At 63.0% G+C, this 18,502-nt stretch carries 21 protein-coding genes; 5 read left to right on the top strand and 16 right to left on the bottom strand.

Going from position 1 to position 18,502, the window contains the following annotated elements:
* Positions 1–8 precede the first annotated feature (8 nt).
* The 4 genes from cyoE to ACQ4MJ_RS01950 are packed head-to-tail and all read right to left on the bottom strand — an operon-like array spanning position 9 to position 3,559.
* The gene (cyoE, locus tag ACQ4MJ_RS01965; RefSeq protein ID WP_055398593.1) at positions 9–911 is read right to left on the bottom strand and encodes a heme o synthase; all 903 of its coding nucleotides are present in this window, start codon (positions 909–911) and stop codon (positions 9–11) included.
* Positions 908–2,089, bottom strand: a complete 1,182-nt coding sequence (locus ACQ4MJ_RS01960) for a COX15/CtaA family protein (RefSeq protein WP_431150407.1) — start codon at positions 2,087–2,089, stop codon at positions 908–910. Before ACQ4MJ_RS01960 ends, cyoE begins: the two co-directional genes overlap by 4 nt.
* Positions 2,089–2,832, bottom strand: a complete 744-nt coding sequence (locus ACQ4MJ_RS01955) for a hypothetical protein (RefSeq protein ID WP_431150409.1) — start codon at positions 2,830–2,832, stop codon at positions 2,089–2,091. Before ACQ4MJ_RS01955 ends, ACQ4MJ_RS01960 begins: the two co-directional genes overlap by 1 nt.
* The gene (locus ACQ4MJ_RS01950) at positions 2,774–3,559 is read right to left on the bottom strand and encodes an SURF1 family protein (protein ID WP_431150412.1); all 786 of its coding nucleotides are present in this window, start codon (positions 3,557–3,559) and stop codon (positions 2,774–2,776) included. The genes ACQ4MJ_RS01955 and ACQ4MJ_RS01950 overlap by 59 nt, the downstream gene beginning before the upstream one ends.
* Positions 3,560–3,574: 15 nt before the next feature.
* On the opposite strand from ACQ4MJ_RS01950, the gene ACQ4MJ_RS01945 reads away from it, so the two are divergent.
* Positions 3,575–3,799, top strand: a complete 225-nt coding sequence (locus ACQ4MJ_RS01945) for a twin transmembrane helix small protein (RefSeq protein WP_055398589.1) — start codon at positions 3,575–3,577, stop codon at positions 3,797–3,799.
* Between the two features lie 117 nt (positions 3,800–3,916).
* Here the strand turns inward: ACQ4MJ_RS01945 and ACQ4MJ_RS01940 are convergent, their stop codons facing one another.
* The 8 genes from ACQ4MJ_RS01940 to ACQ4MJ_RS01905 form a co-directional block, all read right to left on the bottom strand.
* Positions 3,917–4,798: a cytochrome c oxidase subunit 3 gene (locus ACQ4MJ_RS01940; protein ID WP_431150415.1), complete on the bottom strand. Its 882-nt coding sequence runs from the start codon at positions 4,796–4,798 to the stop codon at positions 3,917–3,919.
* 61 nt (positions 4,799–4,859) lie between these two features.
* Complete coding sequence (locus ACQ4MJ_RS01935) at positions 4,860–5,084, bottom strand: DUF2970 domain-containing protein (RefSeq protein WP_055398587.1); 225 nt, start codon at positions 5,082–5,084, stop codon at positions 4,860–4,862.
* On the bottom strand, positions 5,081–5,716 hold the full coding sequence (locus ACQ4MJ_RS01930; RefSeq protein ID WP_121505569.1) for a cytochrome c oxidase assembly protein: 636 nt from the start codon (positions 5,714–5,716) through the stop codon (positions 5,081–5,083). Before ACQ4MJ_RS01930 ends, ACQ4MJ_RS01935 begins: the two co-directional genes overlap by 4 nt.
* A 13-nt stretch (positions 5,717–5,729) precedes the next feature.
* Positions 5,730–5,840 (bottom strand): cytochrome oxidase small assembly protein, encoded by a 111-nt coding sequence (locus tag ACQ4MJ_RS01925; protein WP_212742253.1) that lies wholly within the window; start codon positions 5,838–5,840, stop codon positions 5,730–5,732.
* 11 nt (positions 5,841–5,851) lie between these two features.
* The gene (gene ctaD, locus ACQ4MJ_RS01920; protein WP_055398585.1) at positions 5,852–7,483 is read right to left on the bottom strand and encodes a cytochrome c oxidase subunit I; all 1,632 of its coding nucleotides are present in this window, start codon (positions 7,481–7,483) and stop codon (positions 5,852–5,854) included.
* Between the two features lie 30 nt (positions 7,484–7,513).
* Positions 7,514–8,683 (bottom strand): cytochrome c oxidase subunit II, encoded by a 1,170-nt coding sequence (gene coxB, locus ACQ4MJ_RS01915; protein ID WP_055398584.1) that lies wholly within the window; start codon positions 8,681–8,683, stop codon positions 7,514–7,516.
* Between the two features lie 59 nt (positions 8,684–8,742).
* Complete coding sequence (locus ACQ4MJ_RS01910) at positions 8,743–9,219, bottom strand: DUF2244 domain-containing protein (protein ID WP_121420957.1); 477 nt, start codon at positions 9,217–9,219, stop codon at positions 8,743–8,745.
* A 151-nt stretch (positions 9,220–9,370) separates the two neighbouring features.
* Positions 9,371–10,276, bottom strand: a complete 906-nt coding sequence (locus tag ACQ4MJ_RS01905; protein WP_431150421.1) for a biotin synthase — start codon at positions 10,274–10,276, stop codon at positions 9,371–9,373.
* A gap of 23 nt (positions 10,277–10,299) precedes the next feature.
* Between ACQ4MJ_RS01905 and ACQ4MJ_RS01900 the strand changes: the two genes are divergently transcribed.
* On the top strand, positions 10,300–11,022 hold the full coding sequence (locus ACQ4MJ_RS01900; protein ID WP_431150424.1) for a ComF family protein: 723 nt from the start codon (positions 10,300–10,302) through the stop codon (positions 11,020–11,022).
* 85 nt (positions 11,023–11,107) lie between these two features.
* The gene (locus ACQ4MJ_RS01895) at positions 11,108–11,635 is read left to right on the top strand and encodes a tRNA (cytidine(34)-2'-O)-methyltransferase (protein ID WP_055398580.1); all 528 of its coding nucleotides are present in this window, start codon (positions 11,108–11,110) and stop codon (positions 11,633–11,635) included.
* A 49-nt stretch (positions 11,636–11,684) separates the two neighbouring features.
* Here the strand turns inward: ACQ4MJ_RS01895 and ACQ4MJ_RS01890 are convergent, their stop codons facing one another.
* The 4 genes from ACQ4MJ_RS01890 to ACQ4MJ_RS01875 all read right to left on the bottom strand — a co-directional run bounded on the left by ACQ4MJ_RS01890 (position 11,685) and on the right by ACQ4MJ_RS01875 (position 14,743).
* Positions 11,685–12,629 (bottom strand): LysR family transcriptional regulator, encoded by a 945-nt coding sequence (locus tag ACQ4MJ_RS01890; protein ID WP_431150428.1) that lies wholly within the window; start codon positions 12,627–12,629, stop codon positions 11,685–11,687.
* A 185-nt stretch (positions 12,630–12,814) separates the two neighbouring features.
* Positions 12,815–13,279 (bottom strand): MaoC family dehydratase, encoded by a 465-nt coding sequence (locus tag ACQ4MJ_RS01885; protein WP_056066019.1) that lies wholly within the window; start codon positions 13,277–13,279, stop codon positions 12,815–12,817.
* 96 nt (positions 13,280–13,375) lie between these two features.
* Positions 13,376–13,996, bottom strand: a complete 621-nt coding sequence (locus ACQ4MJ_RS01880; RefSeq protein ID WP_121505563.1) for a ParA family protein — start codon at positions 13,994–13,996, stop codon at positions 13,376–13,378.
* Between the two features lie 108 nt (positions 13,997–14,104).
* Complete coding sequence (locus tag ACQ4MJ_RS01875; RefSeq protein WP_055398576.1) at positions 14,105–14,743, bottom strand: LysE family translocator; 639 nt, start codon at positions 14,741–14,743, stop codon at positions 14,105–14,107.
* 254 nt (positions 14,744–14,997) lie between these two features.
* On the opposite strand from ACQ4MJ_RS01875, the gene kefC reads away from it, so the two are divergent.
* Positions 14,998–16,896 (top strand): glutathione-regulated potassium-efflux system protein KefC, encoded by a 1,899-nt coding sequence (kefC, locus tag ACQ4MJ_RS01870; protein WP_431150433.1) that lies wholly within the window; start codon positions 14,998–15,000, stop codon positions 16,894–16,896.
* Between the two features lie 393 nt (positions 16,897–17,289).
* Positions 17,290–18,141, top strand: coding sequence for a 3-deoxy-8-phosphooctulonate synthase (gene kdsA, locus ACQ4MJ_RS01865; protein WP_431150436.1), 852 nt, complete (start codon positions 17,290–17,292; stop codon positions 18,139–18,141).
* Positions 18,142–18,502 lie beyond the last annotated feature (361 nt).

Below are 18,502 nucleotides of genomic sequence, written 5' to 3'. Positions count from 1 at the left end.
GGCGGTCTTCACAGCACGTAGTGGTCCACCAGGAGGGCGGCAAACAGGGCGCTCAGGTGGATGAGGGAAAAGCGGAAGGTCTTGCGCGCGAGCGCGTCCGAATAGTTGCGCCACAGGGCAAAACCGTAGCCGCAGAAGCCCGCGCTCAGCACCACCGCAGCGGCCAGGTAGATCCATGAGCTCATGCCGTAAACGAAAGGCATCAGGCACCCGGCAAACAGGATCAGGGTGTACAGAAATACCTGCAGGCGGGTGAACTCGTTGCCATGGGTCACCGGCAGCATGGGCAGGCCAGACTTGCGGTAGTCCTCCACCCGGTACAGGGCCAGCGCCCAGAAGTGAGGAGGCGTCCACAGAAAGATGATGAGGAACAGGATGAGCGCTTCCGGGCCGACATCGTTGGTCATGGCCGCCCACCCGAGCACGGGCGGCATGGCGCCTGACGCACCACCAATCACAATGTTCTGCGGCGTAAGGGGCTTGAGAATCACTGTGTAGATGACCGCATAGCCAACAAATGTGGCGAACGTGAGCCACATCGTGAGAGGGTTCACCCAGAAGTACAACAGTGCGGACCCCGCACCACACAACACGGCAGAAAACAGCAGCGTCTGGGCGTTGGACAACTGGCCCTTGGCCGTGGGACGCCAGGCGGTGCGCTTCATCTTGGCGTCGATGCCCTGCTCCACGATGCAGTTGAAGGCGGCGGCAGCGCCCGCCACCAGCCACACCCCGGCACAGGCCAAGGCCATCAGCCCAAGTTGCGAGGCCGACGGAAGCCCAGGCACAGCCAGCACCATGCCAATGAGGGCACAAAACACAATGAGCTGGACCACGCGCGGCTTGGTCAGCGCATAGAACTGCGCAATGCGCGACGGCGTAGAAACAGCGGCGGGGGCAGCAACACTCATGCGGAAACTCTCGATGCACCCGAAGGCGCGGAAAACTCTTGCGGCGCGGACACCGCGCGGCTGGACACCAAGGCCCAGGTCAACACCACCACCAGCGCCGCAGCGCCACCGGTATGCAGCACGGCGGCCAGCAGCGGCCAGTCCAGCACCACGTTGGAGAGGCCGGTGGCCAGTTGCAGCAGCGCCAGCGCGGCCAGCAAGCGGGACTGAACCCGGAGCACGCCCGCCTGGCGAAGGCGCCAGCAAACGATGCCCAGGGCCAAGAGGACCACATAAGCCATGAGCCGGTGTACATAGTGGATGGCTGTGAGCCCGGCAAAACTGATGTGGCTGCCGTCCTGCAGCATACCCAGCGCGCGCCAGACCTGAAAACCCTGGCCAAAGTCCATGGCTGGCCACCAGCTCCCCTGACAGGTAGGAAAGGTGGTGCAAGCCAGCACCGCGTAGTTGGTGCTGACCCAGCCACCCAGCACCACCTGCACCGCCACGAGCACGCCGGTGATCACCAGGCCCCAGCGCACCCCGGTGGAGACACGCACAGGCAGCTTGCCCTGGGCGCTCTGGGTGTGGCGCACTGCCTGCACACATAGCAGCGCCAGCAGCACCAGCCCCCCGATGAGGTGCAGCGTGACGATGGCCGGAAAGAGTTTCATCGTCACCGTCAGCGCCCCGAAAGCCCCTTGCAGACACACCCAGAACAGCGTGAAGGTGGGCCACCACGGGCTGATGGGCGGACGCTCGCCCCCCATGCGCAAGGCCTTGCGGTGCTGCACCCACGCCGACACCGTGAGCACGATGATGAGCACGCCCACGCCCGTGGCCAGGTAACGGTGAATCATTTCAACCCATGCCTTGCCATGGGTCACAGGGCCGGTGGGCATGGCCTCCTGGGCTGCCGCGATCTCGGTGCGCGCCCCCACGGGGCTGGCGCTGCCGTAGCACCCGGGCCAGTCGGGACAGCCCAGGCCCGAGTCGGTCAGGCGGGTGTAGGCGCCAAAAAGCACCAGATCAAACGTCAGGAACAGGGTGAGCACCGTGAGTGCCTGCAAGCGCCGCATGGGGGAGCTGTTGCGGTTGCGCCAGCCCACCCAGGCGAGCGGCCCGAGCGCAATCAGCACGCCCAGCAGCATCAGCCGGGCGATGGGCGCCAGATCGTAGAGCGGCTGTGGGGTGTCCATCACGGCTTCCCGGGACGCCCGGCCTCATCCCATGACGAGGACGCACGCAACAGGCGTTCAAGATCCCGCTTGGCCTTGGCCGCGCCTGCCGCATCCATGGCTGCCGGAAAACGCATCATCCAGTTGCCCATGGGGTCCACCACATACAGGTGGTCCGCGATCTGGTGCCCCTCGGCAGGCGCAAGCCACGCATTGAGTGCAGCAGCATCCATGCGCAGCACCGTCGCTTTCTGCAATGCGGGCGTGAGCTCCGGGGGCACGCTGGTAGCGTCGTTCACCAGCCAGACCCAGTCCACGCGGTCTTTCTCCTTGCCCACACTTTCGCGCAGTTGCCGCTGCAGGTACAGGTGCTTCTGGCAGGCGGCATCACAGGCCCCTCCCGCAACGCTGACCAGAAGCCATTGCCCCTTCAGCGAAGCCAGGGGAACGGCCTTGCCATCGAGTGCCGTGGCGCTCACGTCCGGCAGGGTGCGCTGCGGGTTGATCAACTCGCCATAGTTGCGCCGGCCTTCGGGGCGGATGACGTAGTACGTGAAATACGAGGCGACGACAGGCGCCGCGCAGATGAGCAGCACGCCCAGCATCTTCAAACGCCCATGGCGCGTGCGCTGCGTCAAGGCCACGGCGCCCGCCGCTTCGGGCAGCGTGTGCACGGTGAGCCCCAGGGGATGGTCCCCCTGGGCTTCAGGCGGCAGGGTGGCTGCGCGGGCGAATGAACCGTCGGACGATTTGGAACCAGACATAGAGAAGTGCAATCAGGCCGCAGAGCCCGAACCATTGAAATGCGTAACCGTAGTGTTTGTCGACGCCTGCGCCGACCAAGGGCCAGTCGCGTTGAAGCCCCTCGCCTGCTTCGCCCGTCTGCAGCACCGTGAGGTGGGCAAGCGCCAGACCGGTTTCGGTGCGAAACGCTGCCAGATCGAGATTTTGCCGGATGCGAGAAGACCCCTGGGCACTGTCGGCGCCCTGGAACTCATACAAACGTGAAGGCGCGGGCGCCACACGGCCTTGCACCCGCACCGTCACATCCTGTGGCGTCTGCACCTGTGGCAGCCGCGTACGGTCCTGGAAATTGCGCGGCGCCCAGCCACGCTGCACCAGCACCGCCGCGCCACTTTGCCCTGCCAGCTGCAAGGGCGTCACCACAAAAAAGCCCGGACGCCCGTGCATCTGGCGGTTGTCGAGGTACACCGTGTGCTCCGACAGCCACCGCCCCTCCAGAACCACGGCACGGTGCACCAACGAAGAGGCGTCCTTCGAGGATGGATCTGCCACCGCAGCAGCAAGCAAGGCGCGGCCGTCAATGGCAGGCATGCGCCCCCGTTCGTCCAGCGCGGCCTGAAGCGCCTCTTTTTCGGCTGCGCGCGACAGCTGCCAGCGGCCCAGCGATGCCGTGACCAGCATGCCCGCCACTGCGGCGAGTGTGATCAACCAGAAACGCAGGCCTGCGGGACGGCGGAAAGTGGTCACGGGATAATGTGCTCCATGAAATACCTCGTAGTGCTGGCGTTCATCGCCATTCTGGCCAGCCTGGCATCCGCCCTGTTCTTCATGATGCGCAATGGACGCGATGACAAGTCCAAGGGCAACCACATGGCCAAGGCGCTGGCCGTGCGGGTGGGGATCTCCATCGTGCTGTTCCTGTGTATCCTGGTCGCCTGGCAGCTGGGCTACATCCAGCCTACTGGCCTGCCGGCAACCGCCCGCTAACCCCCTCCAACCGTGGCGAGCAGGACGCCGCCAGCGATGGACCAGGCTCTGCGCTGACAGCATGCATGCCAACAAAAAAAGCGCCGCGAGGCGCTTTTTTTACATGGCAGGCACGGTTTACATCCAGTAGACCAGCACGTACAGACCCAGCCACACCACGTCCACAAAGTGCCAGTACCAGGCAGCGCCCTCGAAACCGAAGTGCTTGTCGGCGGTGAAATGGCCCTTTTGCAATCGCAGCGTGATCACCAGCAGCATCAGCATGCCCAGGAACACGTGGAAACCGTGGAAGCCGGTCAGCATGAAGAACGTCGAACCGAACACGCCCGAGTTGAGCTTGAGGTTCAGGTCGGTGTAGAGGTGGTAGTACTCATAGCCTTGCACCAGCAGGAAGACAAAACCCAGCAGCACGGTTGCCCACATGAAACCAATCGTCTTGCCACGCTGGTTCTCGCGCAGGGCGTGGTGGGCAATGGTGAGCGTCACACCCGAGGTCAGCAGCAGAGCCGTATTGATGGTGGGCAGCCAGAAGGGGCCCACCGTCTGGAAGGGCTCGACGATGCCAGCCGGCGAAGCGGTCACGCCAGCAGCCAGACTGGGCCAGACCGCCTTGAAATCAGGCCACAGCAGTGCATTGTCCAGGCTTCCCAGGGCAGGTACAGAGTGCGAGCGCGCCCACCACAGGGCCGTGAAGAACGCGCCGAAAAACATCACCTCCGAGAAGATGAACCAGCTCATGCTCCAGCGGTACGACAGATCGATCTTGTGACCATACAGGCCACCTTCACTCTCACGCACCGCATCGCCGAACCACTGGTACAGCGTGAACAGCCACCACGCCAGGCCCAGCGCCAGGGAATACTTGCCCCAGTCGTGGCCGTTGATCCACTGCCCTGCGCCCAGAATGACGAAAAACAGGCCTGCAGCCGCCATCACAGGGTGACGCGACTCGGCAGGCACATAGTAGTACGGGGTTTCGCCGTGGGTTGATGCACTCATTTCAGCTCCTGACTCTCAAAATCTTTGTTTTCAGTATTTGTTCGTACCAACCAACACACACTCACACGATCCAATTCACTAGCCCGATCAGGCCGATGACCAGCAGAAAGACCGCGATCAATCCCACCACGATGATGTGCAGTGGGTTAAGTTTTTCGACATCCTGCTGGTATTCGCTGCCCTTGCGCAGGCCGATCAGCGACCAGGCCACGGCGCGCACGGTGCGCAGCAACGAGCCTTTGCGCGCATGCGGCTTCACCACGGGCTGCTCCAGTGGGGTATTCATGATCCAGCCCCTTCCAATGAGGAAATGGCCGGAAGGGATACATCCACGGCAGCTGTGGACTGCGGTGCTGCGGGTGTCTTGCCACCCACTTCAAAGAACGTGTAGGACAACGTAATGGTCGTCACGTCCTTCGAAATACGAGGGTCAATCACAAACGCCACTGGCCATTCCTTCTTCTCGCCGGGCTCCAGCGTGTACTGGTTAAAGCAGAAGCACTCCAGCTTGTTGAAGTGTGCAGCAGCCTGACGGGGCGCGTAGCTGGGAATGGCCTGCGCAGCCATGCGGCGGTTCTGAATGTTCTGAAACTGGTACATCACCGTGGTCAACTCACCCGGGTGCACCTGCACCGATCGCTGGGCAGGTTTGAAATCCCAGGGACCCCGCGCGTTGGCATCAAACTCCACCGTGATCGTACGGGTCTTGTCCACCTGCGTGTTGGCAGGAACCTTGACATCCTTGCCCGCCACGCCGTTACCAGGCACCTGACGCTCGGAGAGCGACAGGATGTTGATGCCCGTCATCTCGCAGATGTGCTTGTAGATGGGAATCAGCACATAGCCGAAGGCGAACATGCCAGCCGCGATCACGACCAGCTTGCCGACCATCTTGGCGTTTTCGCGGTGCAGACTCATGGCAGGTGTGGACTCAACGGGAAAGGAAGAACACCTTGGCCATGAACCCGACGAAGAACACCACCGCAATCGACGCCAGGATCAGCGCCATCCGCAGGTTGCTCTTTTTCTGCTCGGGTGTCATGGTCGTGATCCTCAGCCGATCACACGGGTGGCCGTGGCATCCAGCTTGGGTGGATTCTCAAAAGTGTGGAAAGGCGCTGGAGAGGGAACTTCCCATTCCAGACCTTCAGCACCGTCCCAAGGCTTAGCAGCTGCCTTTTCACCCTTGCCACGCATGGCAGGAACAATCACCGCCAGGAAGAAGTAGACCTGCATCAGACCGAAGCCCAGCGCGCCGACCGAGGCAATCGCGTTGAAGTCAGCGAATTGCATGGGGTAGTCGGCGTAGCGGCGGGGCATACCTGCCAGACCCAGGAAGTGCATGGGGAAGAAGGTGATGTTGAACGTGATCAACGAGCCCCAGAAGTGGATCTGGCCGCGCGTTTCAGAGTACATCACACCCGTCCACTTGGGCAGCCAGTAGTAGACACCAGCAAACATGGAGAACAGCGAGCCTGCCACCAGCACGTAGTGGAAGTGGGCCACTACGTAGTACGTGTCTTGCAACTGGATGTCGATGGGAGCCATGGCCAGAATCAGGCCGGTGAAACCACCCATGGTGAACACGAAGATGAAGCCCACGGCGAACAGCATGGGGGTCTCAAAGGTCATGGAGCCGCGCCACATGGTGGCGATCCAGTTGAAGATCTTCACGGCCGTGGGCACGGAGATCAGCATGGTGGCGTACATGAAGAAGAGCTGGCCCGTCACGGGCATGCCCGTCGTGAACATGTGGTGGGCCCACACGATGAACGACAGGATGGCGATGGACGACGTGGCGTACACCATGGAGGCGTAGCCGAACAGCTTCTTGCGGGCAAATGCAGGCACGATCTGGCTGATGATGCCGAAGGCCGGCAAGATCATGATGTACACCTCGGGGTGGCCGAAGAACCAGAAGATGTGCTGGTACATCACCGGGTCACCGCCGCCAGCGGGGTTGAAGAAGCTGGTGCCGAAGTGGCGGTCCGTCAGCGTCATGGTGATGGCGCCAGCCAGCACGGGCATCACGGCGATCAGCAGGTAGGCGGTGATGAGCCAGGTCCAGGCGAACATGGGCATCTTCATCAGCGTCATGCCGGGTGCGCGCATGTTCAGGATGGTCACGATGATGTTGATCGAGCCCATGATGGACGAGGCACCCAGGATGTGCATCGCGAAGATGCCGGCATCCATGGAGGGGCCCATCTGCAGCGTCAGCGGCGCATACAGCGTCCAGCCCGCAGCAGGAGCGCCACCGGGCATGAAGAACGATGCCACCAGCATGATGGCCGCAGGAATCATCAGCCAGAAGCTGAAGTTGTTCATGCGGGCAAAAGCCATGTCGGATGCGCCGATCTGCAGCGGGATCATCCAGTTCGCAAAGCCCACGAAGGCCGGCATGATGGCGCCGAACACCATGATCAGACCGTGCATGGTGGTCAGCTGGTTGAACAGCTCGGGGTTCACCAGCTGAAGGCCGGGCTGGAACAGCTCGGCGCGAATCAACAGCGCCAAGACGCCGCCCACCATAAGCATGGCGAAGGCAAACAGCAGGTACAGGGTACCGATGTCCTTGTGGTTCGTGGCATACACCCAGCGGCGCCAGCCGGTGGGACCATGGTGTCCATGGTCGTCGTGTGCGTGGTCGCCCGCATGCCCGTGGTTGTCGAGAACTGCACTCATCTTGGATTCCTCAATACGTTAGGGCGCTGATTACTTGCCGCGCTGGGCCACGATTTCAGCAGGCTGCACCAGCTGGCCGGTCTTGTTGGACCACGAATTCTTGGTGTAGGTGGCAACGGCTGCGATATCGGTATCGCTCAGTTGCGCCCATGCAGGCATGGCACCATTGGCTGCGCCCTTGAGCAGAACCTGGATCTGCTTGACATGGTCCGCGTCCAGCACGATGGCCGAACCGTCCAATGGCTTGATGGGGCCAGCGCCCTTGCCGTTGGCCTGGTGGCAGGCCGCACAGTTGGCGGCATACACCTTCTCGCCACGCTTCATGATGTCGTCCAGCGCCCAGACCTTGGTGGGGTCGTCCAGCTTGGCAGCAGCCTTCTTCTTCTGATCAGCCACCCAGGCGGTGTAGTCCTCAGCAGACACGACCTTCACATGGATGGGCATGTAAGCGTGCTCCTTGCCGCACAGCTCGGCGCACTGGCCGTAGTAGTCGCCAATCTTCTCGGCGCGGAACCAGGTGTCGCGCACAAAACCAGGGATCGCATCCTGCTTGATACCGAAGGCAGGCACCATGAAGGCGTGGATCACGTCGTTGGCCGTCGTAATGATGCGGATCTTCTTGCCCACTGGCACCACCATCGGGTTGTCCACCTTGAGCAGGTAGTCAGTCGGCGCATCCTTGACATTGCCACTGTCGGACATCACGCGATGGCTGCTGTCCAGCGTGGAGATGAAGGCCAGACCCTCACCCTCGCCGGTGATGTAGTCATAACCCCACTTCCACTGGTAGCCCGTGGTCTTGATGGTGAGGTCGGCGTTGGTGGTGTCCTTCTGGGCCACCAGCACCTTGGTGGCAGGCAGGGCCATCAGGATCACGATGATGAACGGAACAATGGTCCAGACCACTTCCACCGTCACGGATTCATGGAAATTGGCCGACTTGGCGCCCTTGGAACGGCGGTGTTTCCAAATCGAGTAGAACATCACGGAGAACACTGCAACAAAGATCACCGTGCAGATGATCAGCATCATCCAGTGCAGAAAATGTTGCTCTTCTGCGATCTTGGTGACCGGGGGATGCAGGTTCAGCTGGTTGACTGCAGGGCCGCCAGGCAGGTCCTGAACGGCATGGGCTGCGGAGCCCACCCATGCACCGGCAATCAGCAGCAGAGAAGCCAGCTTGTTGGAAATGCTCTTCATAGTTCTCACTTACTTCTAAGCCTCAATTTAACCAATCCCTTTCGCGCGCCTGCGTGGGGTCAGGCTGCGCGCAAGGCCATGCGGATCTCCGATGCCAGAGCCGGTCGAAGTTCGGGGCGCATGAAGCGCCCCACTTCGACCGTTCGGCCCTGCGCAGACAGCATGATCAGCGAACGGTCCCCAGACTTGGGCTCTACGCGAACCCAACTCCGGTCAAACTCGGCGCGCTCCAGCTTGCCTGCTGTCTCCAGTTCCACTACAAGGCGCGAACCCTGTAGCGAAATCCTCTCGCCATCCGCCGCATGGCGACCGTACATGGCGAATGCAATTCCTACCGCCACCATCTCCAGCCACGCAAAGGGCATGACCAGGCGGGCACCGAGTATCCAGAAGCACGTTGCGATACCCAGGGACACCACACACAAGGACAGATACATCCAGCCCAACTGCACCGGCGTGACCGAACAGTTGCGAACGAGACGCCAGTCAATGCGTTGACCCGACACCGTGGCAAAACGAAAAACCAAGCCCGTCACCAGAAGTGCTCACAAGACTGCCAGCTGGGTGCCTGTCATGCCCAAGGCAAGACAGGCGCAGCCCGCAAAGTTGCGCGGGAAGATGCCCGAAATCTCAATAACCCGGAATTGTAGCGTGCCTTGTTCCATGTCATTGACACGCCGTTACAGGCTAGTTCTCTTTGCCGCCCTGGCGCAACATGGTGCGCATGTCCTGCAGCGACACAGCGCTGCTGGAACTGACGCGCACCCGAGGCGCGGGCTTGAAGGCATGGCCATAAATGATTTCGAAAGTCAGTGCCAACTGACCACCTTGTTGCGGATCTGCCAACCGGTCGGACAGCACTTGGTAGAGCTTCTCGCGCCAGCGCCGACCGCGCAATGAGGGAAAGCGATCAGGGTGCAGATTGCAACCCAGCTCGCGCAGCTCTTGAACCAGCCGCTCGGGCGTGGCAAACGTGAGCGTGATGCGCTCCATGTCCATCACCGGTTCGGCAAAACCGGCGTGCACCAGCATGTCACCCCAATCGTGCATGTCGGTGAAGGCATGCCCTGCCGGGGGCCAGCCCAGCTCGGCATACACCGCATGCAGTTCTCGCAGGGTATCGGGCCCCAGGCACGAGAACATCAGGTAGCCATCCACCGCCAGGGCACGGTGCCATTGCGCGATCAGCGCCTGCGGGTCGGTTGCCGTGTGCAGCGCCATGTTGGCCCACAGCATCTGCACACTCGCATCTGCAGGCATACCCAGCTGGGGGTTGCCTGCGCTCCAGCGCGCAGGGCTCCACCACGGCTTGGCCAGCGCCTGCCGGGCAGAGTCCTCGCAATGGGCTGCCGTTTCGTAGATCTGGCAACGCGCTTTGGGATAGCGTGCGCTCACGAGCGCATGCGCCTGCAGGCCGCCACGCACTGCGTCCCAATGGCACCACGATTCAGGGGCCTGGCGAATCCACTGCAAGCGGTCCTCCATGCGGCGGGCCACTTCTTCATGAAGCCAGGGAGATACGGCGGGGGCTGCTGCATGCCAGCGGGCCGCAGCAACGGGATCAATGGTGGGGGGGCGCTCGGAGGACGTCATGGGCCGCGCGAGTATATTGATTCATGCTTTTTACGGGCCTGACAGGGATTTCGCGCCGTTTCCACACCTGGGCCCACCAGGTGCCCAGCCAGTGCGCGTTCTGCCACACCTGGCCCTCGCAGCGCATCTGCAACGCCTGCGTGGCGCGGTTTGCCCAGCCCACCACGCGCTGCCAGCGCTGCGCCCTGCGGGTGCCTGCAGGGGTAGAGGTCTGCGGCGCCTGCATCCAGACCCCGCCCAGCTTTGATGCCTGCATTGCCGCAGTGGACTACGCCTACCCCTGGGCCGATGCGCTGGCGCAGTTCAAGTTTCGCGGTGATCCGGGCTGGGCCAAGGCGCTGGCCACACTGATGCGCAGCACGCCGTGGATGGAACCGGCGCTGGAAGCGGCCGACCGCGTGCTTCCGGTGCCGCTGTCTACCGAGCGCCTGCGCGAGCGGGGCTTCAACCAGTCGGCCCTGCTGGCAAGGCACTTGGCAGGCACCAAAACCGACCACCACACCCTGCTGCGCCTGCACGCCACCGAGGCGCAGAGCAGCCTGCCCCGCGCCCAGCGCCTGCGCAACCTGCGCGGCGCCTTCGCCGTTGAACCCAGCCGCGCGGCAGCCCTGCGCGGCCAGCGGGTGGTGCTGATCGATGACGTGATGACCACCGGTGCCACGCTGCAGGCGGCCACCCTGGCGCTGCGCGAGGCAGGCGTGACGCATGTCACCGCCGCCGTCCTGGCGCGCACGGGGCGCGACTGAGCCCCGCAACCTCGAAGTACCAGCGGGATACTTTTGATTACGAGCGGTTGCTCAACTCACACGCCCAGCGATGACAATTGGCGGCATGTTCCATATCGTCCTCGTCGAACCCGAGATACCGCCCAACACGGGGAATGTGATTCGCCTGGCGGCCAACACGGGGTGCACTCTGCACCTGATCGAGCCGCTCGGGTTCTCGATGGAAGACCGCCAGATGCGCCGTGCGGGGCTGGACTATCACGAATACGCCCAGGTGCAAGTGCATGCAGGCTGGACCGCCTTCCTGCGGGATACCCAACCAGACCCGACCCGCATGTTCGCAATGACCACACACGGCTCGCAGCCCGTGCATTCCACCTGCTTCCTGCCGGGCGACTGGATGGTGTTTGGGGCTGAAACCCGGGGGCTTCCGCCCGAACTGCGCGAGAGTTTTCCGCCCGCACAACGCCTTCGCCTGCCCATGGTGGCGGGCCAGCGCAGCCTGAATTTGTCCAACGCCGTGGCTGTGACGGTGTTCGAAGCCTGGCGCCAGAACAGTTTTGCCATGCCCGACGGCGAAATCGCCGTGGAGCCAGAGGGCACCATCATCAGCGGATTTGCGCAGCTGGGTTGATGCCTGGCTGATTGTTGGTGGGCGCGCCACCCTGGCCGATGGCCTTGGGTTACTTGGCCTGCTGCCCGCGTTGGTCCGCCACGGCCAGGGGCACCTGCTCGCTGAGAAAGTCCAGAAACACCTTGGTGCGCGCGGGCAGCATGCGGCCGGACGGCAGCGCGGCATAGATGGTGTAGCGCGAAAAAATCCACGCCGGCAGGATGTGCACCAGTTCGCCACGGGCCAGGTGTTCCTCGGCCAGCAGGCGCGAGGTAACGGCCACCCCCGCGCCGTCTACCGCCGCGCGCAGAAGCAGCTCGGTGCTGACCGACTGCAGCACTGCCGGCACATCGACCTCTTGCGCGGGCAAGCTGCCGTTGAGCGATTGCAGGCGCAGCTTGCGCGCTGGCCCCAACTGCGCTCGCGCGGCCATCCCGGAGTCGCGCAGATAGTCGTGTTGCAGCAGGTCTTGCGGCTCGCGCGGAATGCCCTTGCGCTCCAGGTAGTCGGGCGATGCAACAACAATCGCCTCCCCCTTCAACAGGGGGCGTGCCACGATGTTGGCATCAAAATCCTCACCCGCCACCATGATGGTCACATCATATTCATCCACCCTCGCCGAGGCATAGGCGTCCAGGTCGATGTCAAGCAACAGCTTGGGGAACTCCGCATGCCACAGCGCCACCATGGGCGCCAGAAAGTTGGTCGCCAGCACCGGCGCCGCAACGATGCGGATGGTGCCGCGCAGATCGCGCGTGTTGGCCGCCGCTGCCGCTTCGGCGTCGTCGATCTCGTGCAGGATGGTGCGTACGCGCTGCAGATAGGCATCACCCGCGTCGGTGAGCGCCAGCTTGCGGGTAGTGCGCTGCAGCAGCCGCGTGCCCAGATGCTGCTCCAGCTCGGCCACCATGCGGGTGACCACGGGGGGTGACATGTCCATGGCGCGGGCGGCGGCGGCAAAGCCGCCCTCCTCCACCACACGCTCGAAAATTTTCATGGCTTGCAGGCGGTCCATGGTTCAGACCTCCTGCCCAAAAACACGAGCATCTAACGAGAACACAGTCCGTGGAACACGCTGGATCCAGGCCAGCGACCGCCGCGCAAGGGCCGCCCCGCCGCGCTGGCGGTGTCTCCCTTCCCGAATGGCGCAGCCATTCGAGAGAAGGGGGAAGCGGCGCAGCCGCTCAGGGGGTTGTCCTGCTACGCCGGAGCGCCGAAATTGCGCGCCAAAGACTCGGCCACGCACACCGGCTTGTCGCTGCCCTCGCGTTCCACCGTCACCAGCCAGGTCATCTGCATGCCATCGGGCGCCACGGGCTCGGCAGCCTGCAAGGTGAGGCGCGCGCGCAGGCGGCTGCCCACCGGCACCGGTGCCGTGAAGCGCACCTTGTTCAGCCCGTAGTTCACGCCCATGCGCGCACCCTCGATGGTCAGGCCCGTCTCGAAAAACTGCGGGATCAGCGACAGCGTGAGAAACCCATGCGCAATGGGCGCGCCAAACGGCCCGGCCTTGGCACGCTCGGGGTCCACATGGATCCACTGGTGGTCGCCCGTGGCCTGGGCAAACAGGTTGACCTGTTCCTGCGTGATGGTGATCCAGTCGGTCACGGCGACCTCCTGGCCCACGCAGGCGCTGACTTCGGAATAAGAGCGGAAGATTTTCATCGTCGCAATGTAGCCCCGCACCCAGGCGCGCCTTGTCTGCCGGGTGACAGGTGTTTTCCCGAGGGGCTGGTTGTACGTTCTGCTTCACGCTGTCCTTCAAGAATTGAGCCAGGCACAAATGCCTTGCCACTGCTCCAGGTCGCGCGCCACGCGGCCGGGCGCCACGTCAAACAGCGTGAGACCATGCGCCGCCAGGTGGATGTAGTTCTGCGTATCGCGCAGGTAGCCCAGCACCGGGAAGCCCAGGCTGTCCACAAAGTGGTGCAGCTGCTCGGCGGCCTTGGTGCGGGCGTCCACGCGCATGCCCACGATGCCGATCTGCACCCCTTCAGCGCGGCGGTGCTCGGCCAGCTGGTCCAGGAAACTGCGTGTGGCAAAGATGTCGAACACGCTGGGCTGCAGCGGCACGATGATCTTGTCGGCCAGCTTGAGCACATCGTTCAGCCGCCAGCCGTGCAGCCCGGCAGGGGTGTCGAGCACCGCGTGCGTGGTGCCCTTGGGCGGGCGGCTGATCACGTCCGAGCTGATGCCATCCCAGGCGCCAATGGGGCGCGCGGCTGGCGGGCGCAGACCCAGCCAGAGCTTGGCGGATTCCTGCCGGTCGGTGTCGCCCAGGATCACGGGATGCCCCTGGCTCGCGTAGTAGCCCGCGATGTTGGTGGACAGTGTGGACTTGCCCACACCACCCTTCGGGTTGGCGACAACAACTACTGGCATGACAACCTCCTTGGAATCTGCGTATCCATGAAAAACCAAGCCAAATCAGCCTCTAGCGCTTTATAGGCAAGCGTAAGCAGCTATTAAAATCGAAGCGCAACCATCCTATCAAGCGTGCTGCCCGCCGCGCTTGACGAAGAACAGCCCGGCGCCCACCGCCATCAGCAAGCCGCCAAACACACGGTTTTGCGCCCGCACCGCACGCGCGCTGCGCATCAGGCGGCGCAGCGCGCTGGCCCCTGCAGCGTAGCCGTGCATCACCACCACGTCCACCGTCACCGTGGTGGCGGCCATCACCACCAGCTGCGTCCACAGTGGGCGCGTGTCGGTCATGAACTGGGGCAACACCGCCACCATGAAGATGATGCCCTTGGGGTTGGTGGCGTTGGTCAAAAAACCCGTGAGGCAGCGTTTTTGCCAGGTGCCGGCCGACTCTGCTTCATCGCCCTGCACCGGCGATTTGTCCCCGGCACGCCACTGCGCAAAGCCCACATAGATCAGATAGCAGGCGCCCAGCACTTTCACCACGCTGAAAGCCACCTCGGACGCCAGCAGCAGCGAACCCACGCCCGCCCCGGCAATCAGCAAAATCAGCAACAGGCCCAGCTGCAGGCCCAGGATGGTGGCGCCCGTCTTGCGCACGCCGTACGACAGCCCATGGCTCATCGACAACACGGCCCCCGACCCCGGCGACACCGCAATCAGGCACGATGCCGCAAAAAAAGCCAGCCAAGTCTGAAAGTCCATGAATCACCAAGCCCGTGTGCGAAGAAGGGCGAGCATCTTAACAACGCCCCCGTGTCGCTGCCATGATCTGGATAAAAATGCCTGCTAGCGCTTGACCATAAAGCGCTACCAGCTATCAAAATAGAAGCATTTCAATGGCATGCCACGCGCACCCCCGCATCGCTACGGCAATGCCAGAATCCTGACACGCCCACGCCCGCCCGTCCGCACCCCTGCGACGCCCCTCCCAACGCCACCACTCTTGCCGCGCCTCCATGGAACACGCCCCCACCTGGCTCACCTACGGTTTCCTGTACCTCACCGCCGCCGTGCTGGCCGTGCCCATTGCCAAGGCGCTGGGCCTGGGCGCCATCATTGGCTACTTGGCGGCGGGCATCGCCATCGGGCCCTGGGGCCTGGGGCTGGTCAGCAACGTGCAGGACATCCTGCACTTTGCCGAGTTTGGCGTGGTGCTCATGCTGTTCCTGGTTGGGCTGGAACTGCAACCCAGCCGCCTGTGGGCGCTACGCCGCCCCATCTTCGGCACCGGCACGGCCCAGGTGCTGGGCTGCGCGGCCGTGCTGTTTGCGCTGGGCGCGCTGGCAGGCCTGCCCTGGCGCGTGAGCCTGGTGGGGGCGCTGGGCCTGGCGCTGTCGTCCACGGCGATTGCGCTGCAGTCGCTGGCCGAGCGCAACCTGATGCGCACGCAAAGCGGGCAGGCGGGCTTCTCCATCCTGCTGTTCCAGGACGTGGCGGCCATCCCCATCCTGGCCCTGCTGCCCGTGCTGGGCGCAGCCGCTGGCGAAGGCGCGGGCCACACGCCGGGCGAGATGGTGCTGGAGGTGCTCAAGATCGTCGGCGTGATCGCCGCCATCATCCTCGGCGGGCGCCTGCTGCTGCGCCCCGTGCTGCGCTGGATCGCCAAGAGCAACACCCCCGAGATCTTCACCGCCGCCGCGCTGCTGTTGGTGGTGGGCATCGCCTACCTGATGGTGCTGGTGGGCCTGTCGATGGCGCTGGGCGCATTCCTCGCCGGTGTGCTGCTGGCCGACAGTGAATACCGCCGCGAGCTGGAGGCCGACATCGAGCCCTTCAAGGGCCTGCTGCTCGGGCTGTTCTTCATCGCCGTGGGCATGAGCATCGACTTCGGCGTGATCCTGCGCTCGCCAGGCCTCATGGCCGCCATCCTGGTCGGCTTTCTGGCGGCCAAGGCCGTGGTGATCTACACGCTGGCCAAGATCGTCGGCATCCCCTACCAGGAGCGTCCGGTGTTCACCCTGCTGCTGGCCCAGGGCGGCGAGTTTGCTTTTGTGGTGTTCCAGGCCGCAGCCGGTGCCAGCGTGTTCCCGGCCGAGACCGCGTCGCTGCTCATCGGCGCAGTGGCGCTGTCGATGCTGATCAGCCCGCTGCTGCTCGTGGTGATGGACCGCGTGCTGCTGCGCCGCTACGCCAAACTCAAAACCACCACGCCCCAGGCCGAGGAAATCTCCGAGCCCCAAGAGGCGCCCATCATCATCGCGGGCTTCGGCCGCTATGGGCAGATCGTCTCGCGCGTGCTGCTGGCCCAAGGCATCCCCACCACCGTGCTGGACCACAGCGTGGACATGCTGGAAGTGGCGCGCACCTTCGGCTACCGCGTGTTCTACGGCGACGCCACGCGGCTCGACCTGCTGCGTATCGCCGGGGCAGAACACGCGCGCATCCTGGTGGTGGCCGTGGACGATGCCGAGCAGTCCCTGCAGATCGCCAAACTGGCGCGCGAGCACTTCCCGCACCTGCAGATCGTGGCCCGCGCGCGCGATGTGACGCACTGGAACAAGCTGCGCGACCTGGGCGTGACGCTGGTGCAGCGCGAGCTGTTCGAGTCCAGCCTGCAAAGCGCCCACACCGTGCTGGAGCTGATGGGCCTGCCACCCGCGCAAGCCACCGCCATCACCCAGCGCTTTCGCACCCACAACATCGCGCTGGCCGACCGCATGTACCCGCACCACAAGGACCGCGCCAAGTTCATCGCCGTGGCGCGAGAAGGGCGCAACCAGTTTGCGGAGCAGATGGCGCGGGAGCGGCAGGAAAGTGCGACGTTGAATGCGGCGGGAGGGGCGTACCCAGGGTATGGCGGGGCGGAGGGGGCCGAGGATGGGGAGGGGGCTACCTCCATCCAAAAATTGGATTAAAAATAGGTTTCTCCGCTCGACCATCATGACTTTTAGCTACACATTTAATAGCAAAAACCTCGCGCGGTGCGGAGGGCTCCAGAAAGCGCTTCTGCAGGGGTGACCAGCTCAACAAAGTGGCGCGCAAACCGCTTTCGCGCCAGCTACAAATCGCTTTCGCGCCACCTACTTTTGGCGCGATTTCTTTTCGCGACACACAAACTGACGCATCGGTGCTGGCCTACTGACATCCAGCGCACCACGCCTAATCGTTAGGTCAATGCCTAGACGTCAAGCACCGCAAGATTTGCTTCTGGGGCATGTCGCAACTTACGCTATGAGCCCCAAGCGGCCTCTTGCGTTAGGTCAGCTGACCGGAGCGAGAATGCGAGCAAAACTACCTGGGAGCTTTTCTTGACCACCGTTGCCATCACCCCTGCAATCAACGTCAGCAACAACGATGGCTTTGTGCTGTTTGGCGGCGTGAACGTACTCGAGTCCAAGGACATGGCGCTGCGCGCTGCGGAGGAATACGTCCGAGTCACCCGAAAGCTTGGCATCCCCTATGTCTTCAAGGCGAGCTTTGACAAGGCGAATCGCTCCTCTATCCACTCGTTCAGAGGCCCGGGCTTGGAAGAGGGTCTGAGAATGTTCGAGGCGGTCAAGGCAGAGTTTGGTGTTCCCGTCATCACCGACGTGCACGAACCATGGCAGGCGAATCCCGTCGCTGAAGTCGTGGATGTTTTACAGCTGCCTGCGTTTCTCGCTCGCCAGACTGATTTGGTCGTGGCTCTTGCCAGGACGGGCAAGGTCATCAACGTCAAGAAGCCTCAGTTCCTGAGCCCACCACAAGTGCTCAACATCGTCGAAAAAATCAGAGAAGCCGGTAGTTCTCCCGTCATTCTGTGCGACCGAGGAACCTGCTTCGGCTATGACAACCTGGTAGTGGACATGCTTGGCTTCGGAGTGATGAAGAAGGTCACCGGAAACTTACCTGTCATCTTCGACGTTACCCATGCCCTACAGCAACGCGAGGCGAATGCTGCCGTCTCTGGCGGTCGCCGTGACCAAGTGGTTGAACTGGCCCGCGCCGGTCTAGCAACAGGGTTGGCAGGACTCTTTCTTGAAGCACATCCCGACCCGCAACAGGCCAAATGCGATGGTCCCAGCGCTCTGCCGTTGGACCAGTTAGAGCCTTTCCTCGCACAGTTGAAAGCTCTGGACGACTTGGTGAAGTCATTCGCGCCTTTGCATATCCGCGCCTGAATGTGACATCGCGAATCAACAAATTCGATCTCGGCCGCTTGGGCTGCGGGCTGTGTTGAAGGGCGGCTCTTGGCCGAAGGCAGAAGTCTAGCCTCGGAGTTCAGATTGGGCTCCTGGCGGGGCCGCGTGCTGCTACATGGATTGCAACTTCGTTTCAACGATACGTTTCGCGTTGTCCCGGGATAGCCCAAACAGTCCCAGTTTTCGCGCCACACGGCGGTGGCGGTTATCTCAACTCCCTCAAGAAGGCACTGCGGTTTCTCGCACTCCAGTCATTTCATTGCAAAATATCAAACGATAACCATTCGCATTATAATTCATCACTTTCTCGCCAGCCAACGTCCCTTGCCACGTGAGCCAG

Source organism: Acidovorax facilis (assembly GCF_050626955.1).
GTDB classification, from domain to species: Bacteria; Pseudomonadota; Gammaproteobacteria; order Burkholderiales; family Burkholderiaceae_C; genus Acidovorax; species Acidovorax facilis.
Note: the sequence above shows the minus strand (reverse complement) of the source record. Positions and strands in the feature narration are given on the sequence as shown.

Coding starts and splice junctions, on each gene's coding strand:
- ACQ4MJ_RS01930 (WP_121505569.1), bottom strand. CDS start 5,716: ATGAGTCTGCACCGCGAAAACGCCAAGATGGTCGGCAAGCTGGTCGTG.
- ctaD (WP_055398585.1), bottom strand. CDS start 7,483: ATGAGTGCAGTTCTCGACAACCACGGGCATGCGGGCGACCACGCACAC.
- ACQ4MJ_RS01885 (WP_056066019.1), bottom strand. CDS start 13,279: ATGAAAATCTTCCGCTCTTATTCCGAAGTCAGCGCCTGCGTGGGCCAG.
- ACQ4MJ_RS01890 (WP_431150428.1), bottom strand. CDS start 12,629: ATGGACCGCCTGCAAGCCATGAAAATTTTCGAGCGTGTGGTGGAGGAG.
- kefC (WP_431150433.1), top strand. CDS start 14,998: ATGGAACACGCCCCCACCTGGCTCACCTACGGTTTCCTGTACCTCACC.
- ACQ4MJ_RS01925 (WP_212742253.1), bottom strand. CDS start 5,840: ATGACACCCGAGCAGAAAAAGAGCAACCTGCGGATGGCGCTGATCCTG.
- ACQ4MJ_RS01905 (WP_431150421.1), bottom strand. CDS start 10,276: ATGACGTCCTCCGAGCGCCCCCCCACCATTGATCCCGTTGCTGCGGCC.
- ACQ4MJ_RS01940 (WP_431150415.1), bottom strand. CDS start 4,798: ATGAGTGCATCAACCCACGGCGAAACCCCGTACTACTATGTGCCTGCC.
- ACQ4MJ_RS01945 (WP_055398589.1), top strand. CDS start 3,575: ATGAAATACCTCGTAGTGCTGGCGTTCATCGCCATTCTGGCCAGCCTG.
- ACQ4MJ_RS01960 (WP_431150407.1), bottom strand. CDS start 2,089: ATGGACACCCCACAGCCGCTCTACGATCTGGCGCCCATCGCCCGGCTG.
- ACQ4MJ_RS01955 (WP_431150409.1), bottom strand. CDS start 2,832: ATGTCTGGTTCCAAATCGTCCGACGGTTCATTCGCCCGCGCAGCCACC.
- cyoE (WP_055398593.1), bottom strand. CDS start 911: ATGAGTGTTGCTGCCCCCGCCGCTGTTTCTACGCCGTCGCGCATTGCG.
- coxB (WP_055398584.1), bottom strand. CDS start 8,683: ATGAAGAGCATTTCCAACAAGCTGGCTTCTCTGCTGCTGATTGCCGGT.
- ACQ4MJ_RS01900 (WP_431150424.1), top strand. CDS start 10,300: ATGCTTTTTACGGGCCTGACAGGGATTTCGCGCCGTTTCCACACCTGG.
- ACQ4MJ_RS01895 (WP_055398580.1), top strand. CDS start 11,108: ATGTTCCATATCGTCCTCGTCGAACCCGAGATACCGCCCAACACGGGG.
- ACQ4MJ_RS01935 (WP_055398587.1), bottom strand. CDS start 5,084: ATGAATACCCCACTGGAGCAGCCCGTGGTGAAGCCGCATGCGCGCAAA.
- ACQ4MJ_RS01875 (WP_055398576.1), bottom strand. CDS start 14,743: ATGGACTTTCAGACTTGGCTGGCTTTTTTTGCGGCATCGTGCCTGATT.
- ACQ4MJ_RS01880 (WP_121505563.1), bottom strand. CDS start 13,996: ATGCCAGTAGTTGTTGTCGCCAACCCGAAGGGTGGTGTGGGCAAGTCC.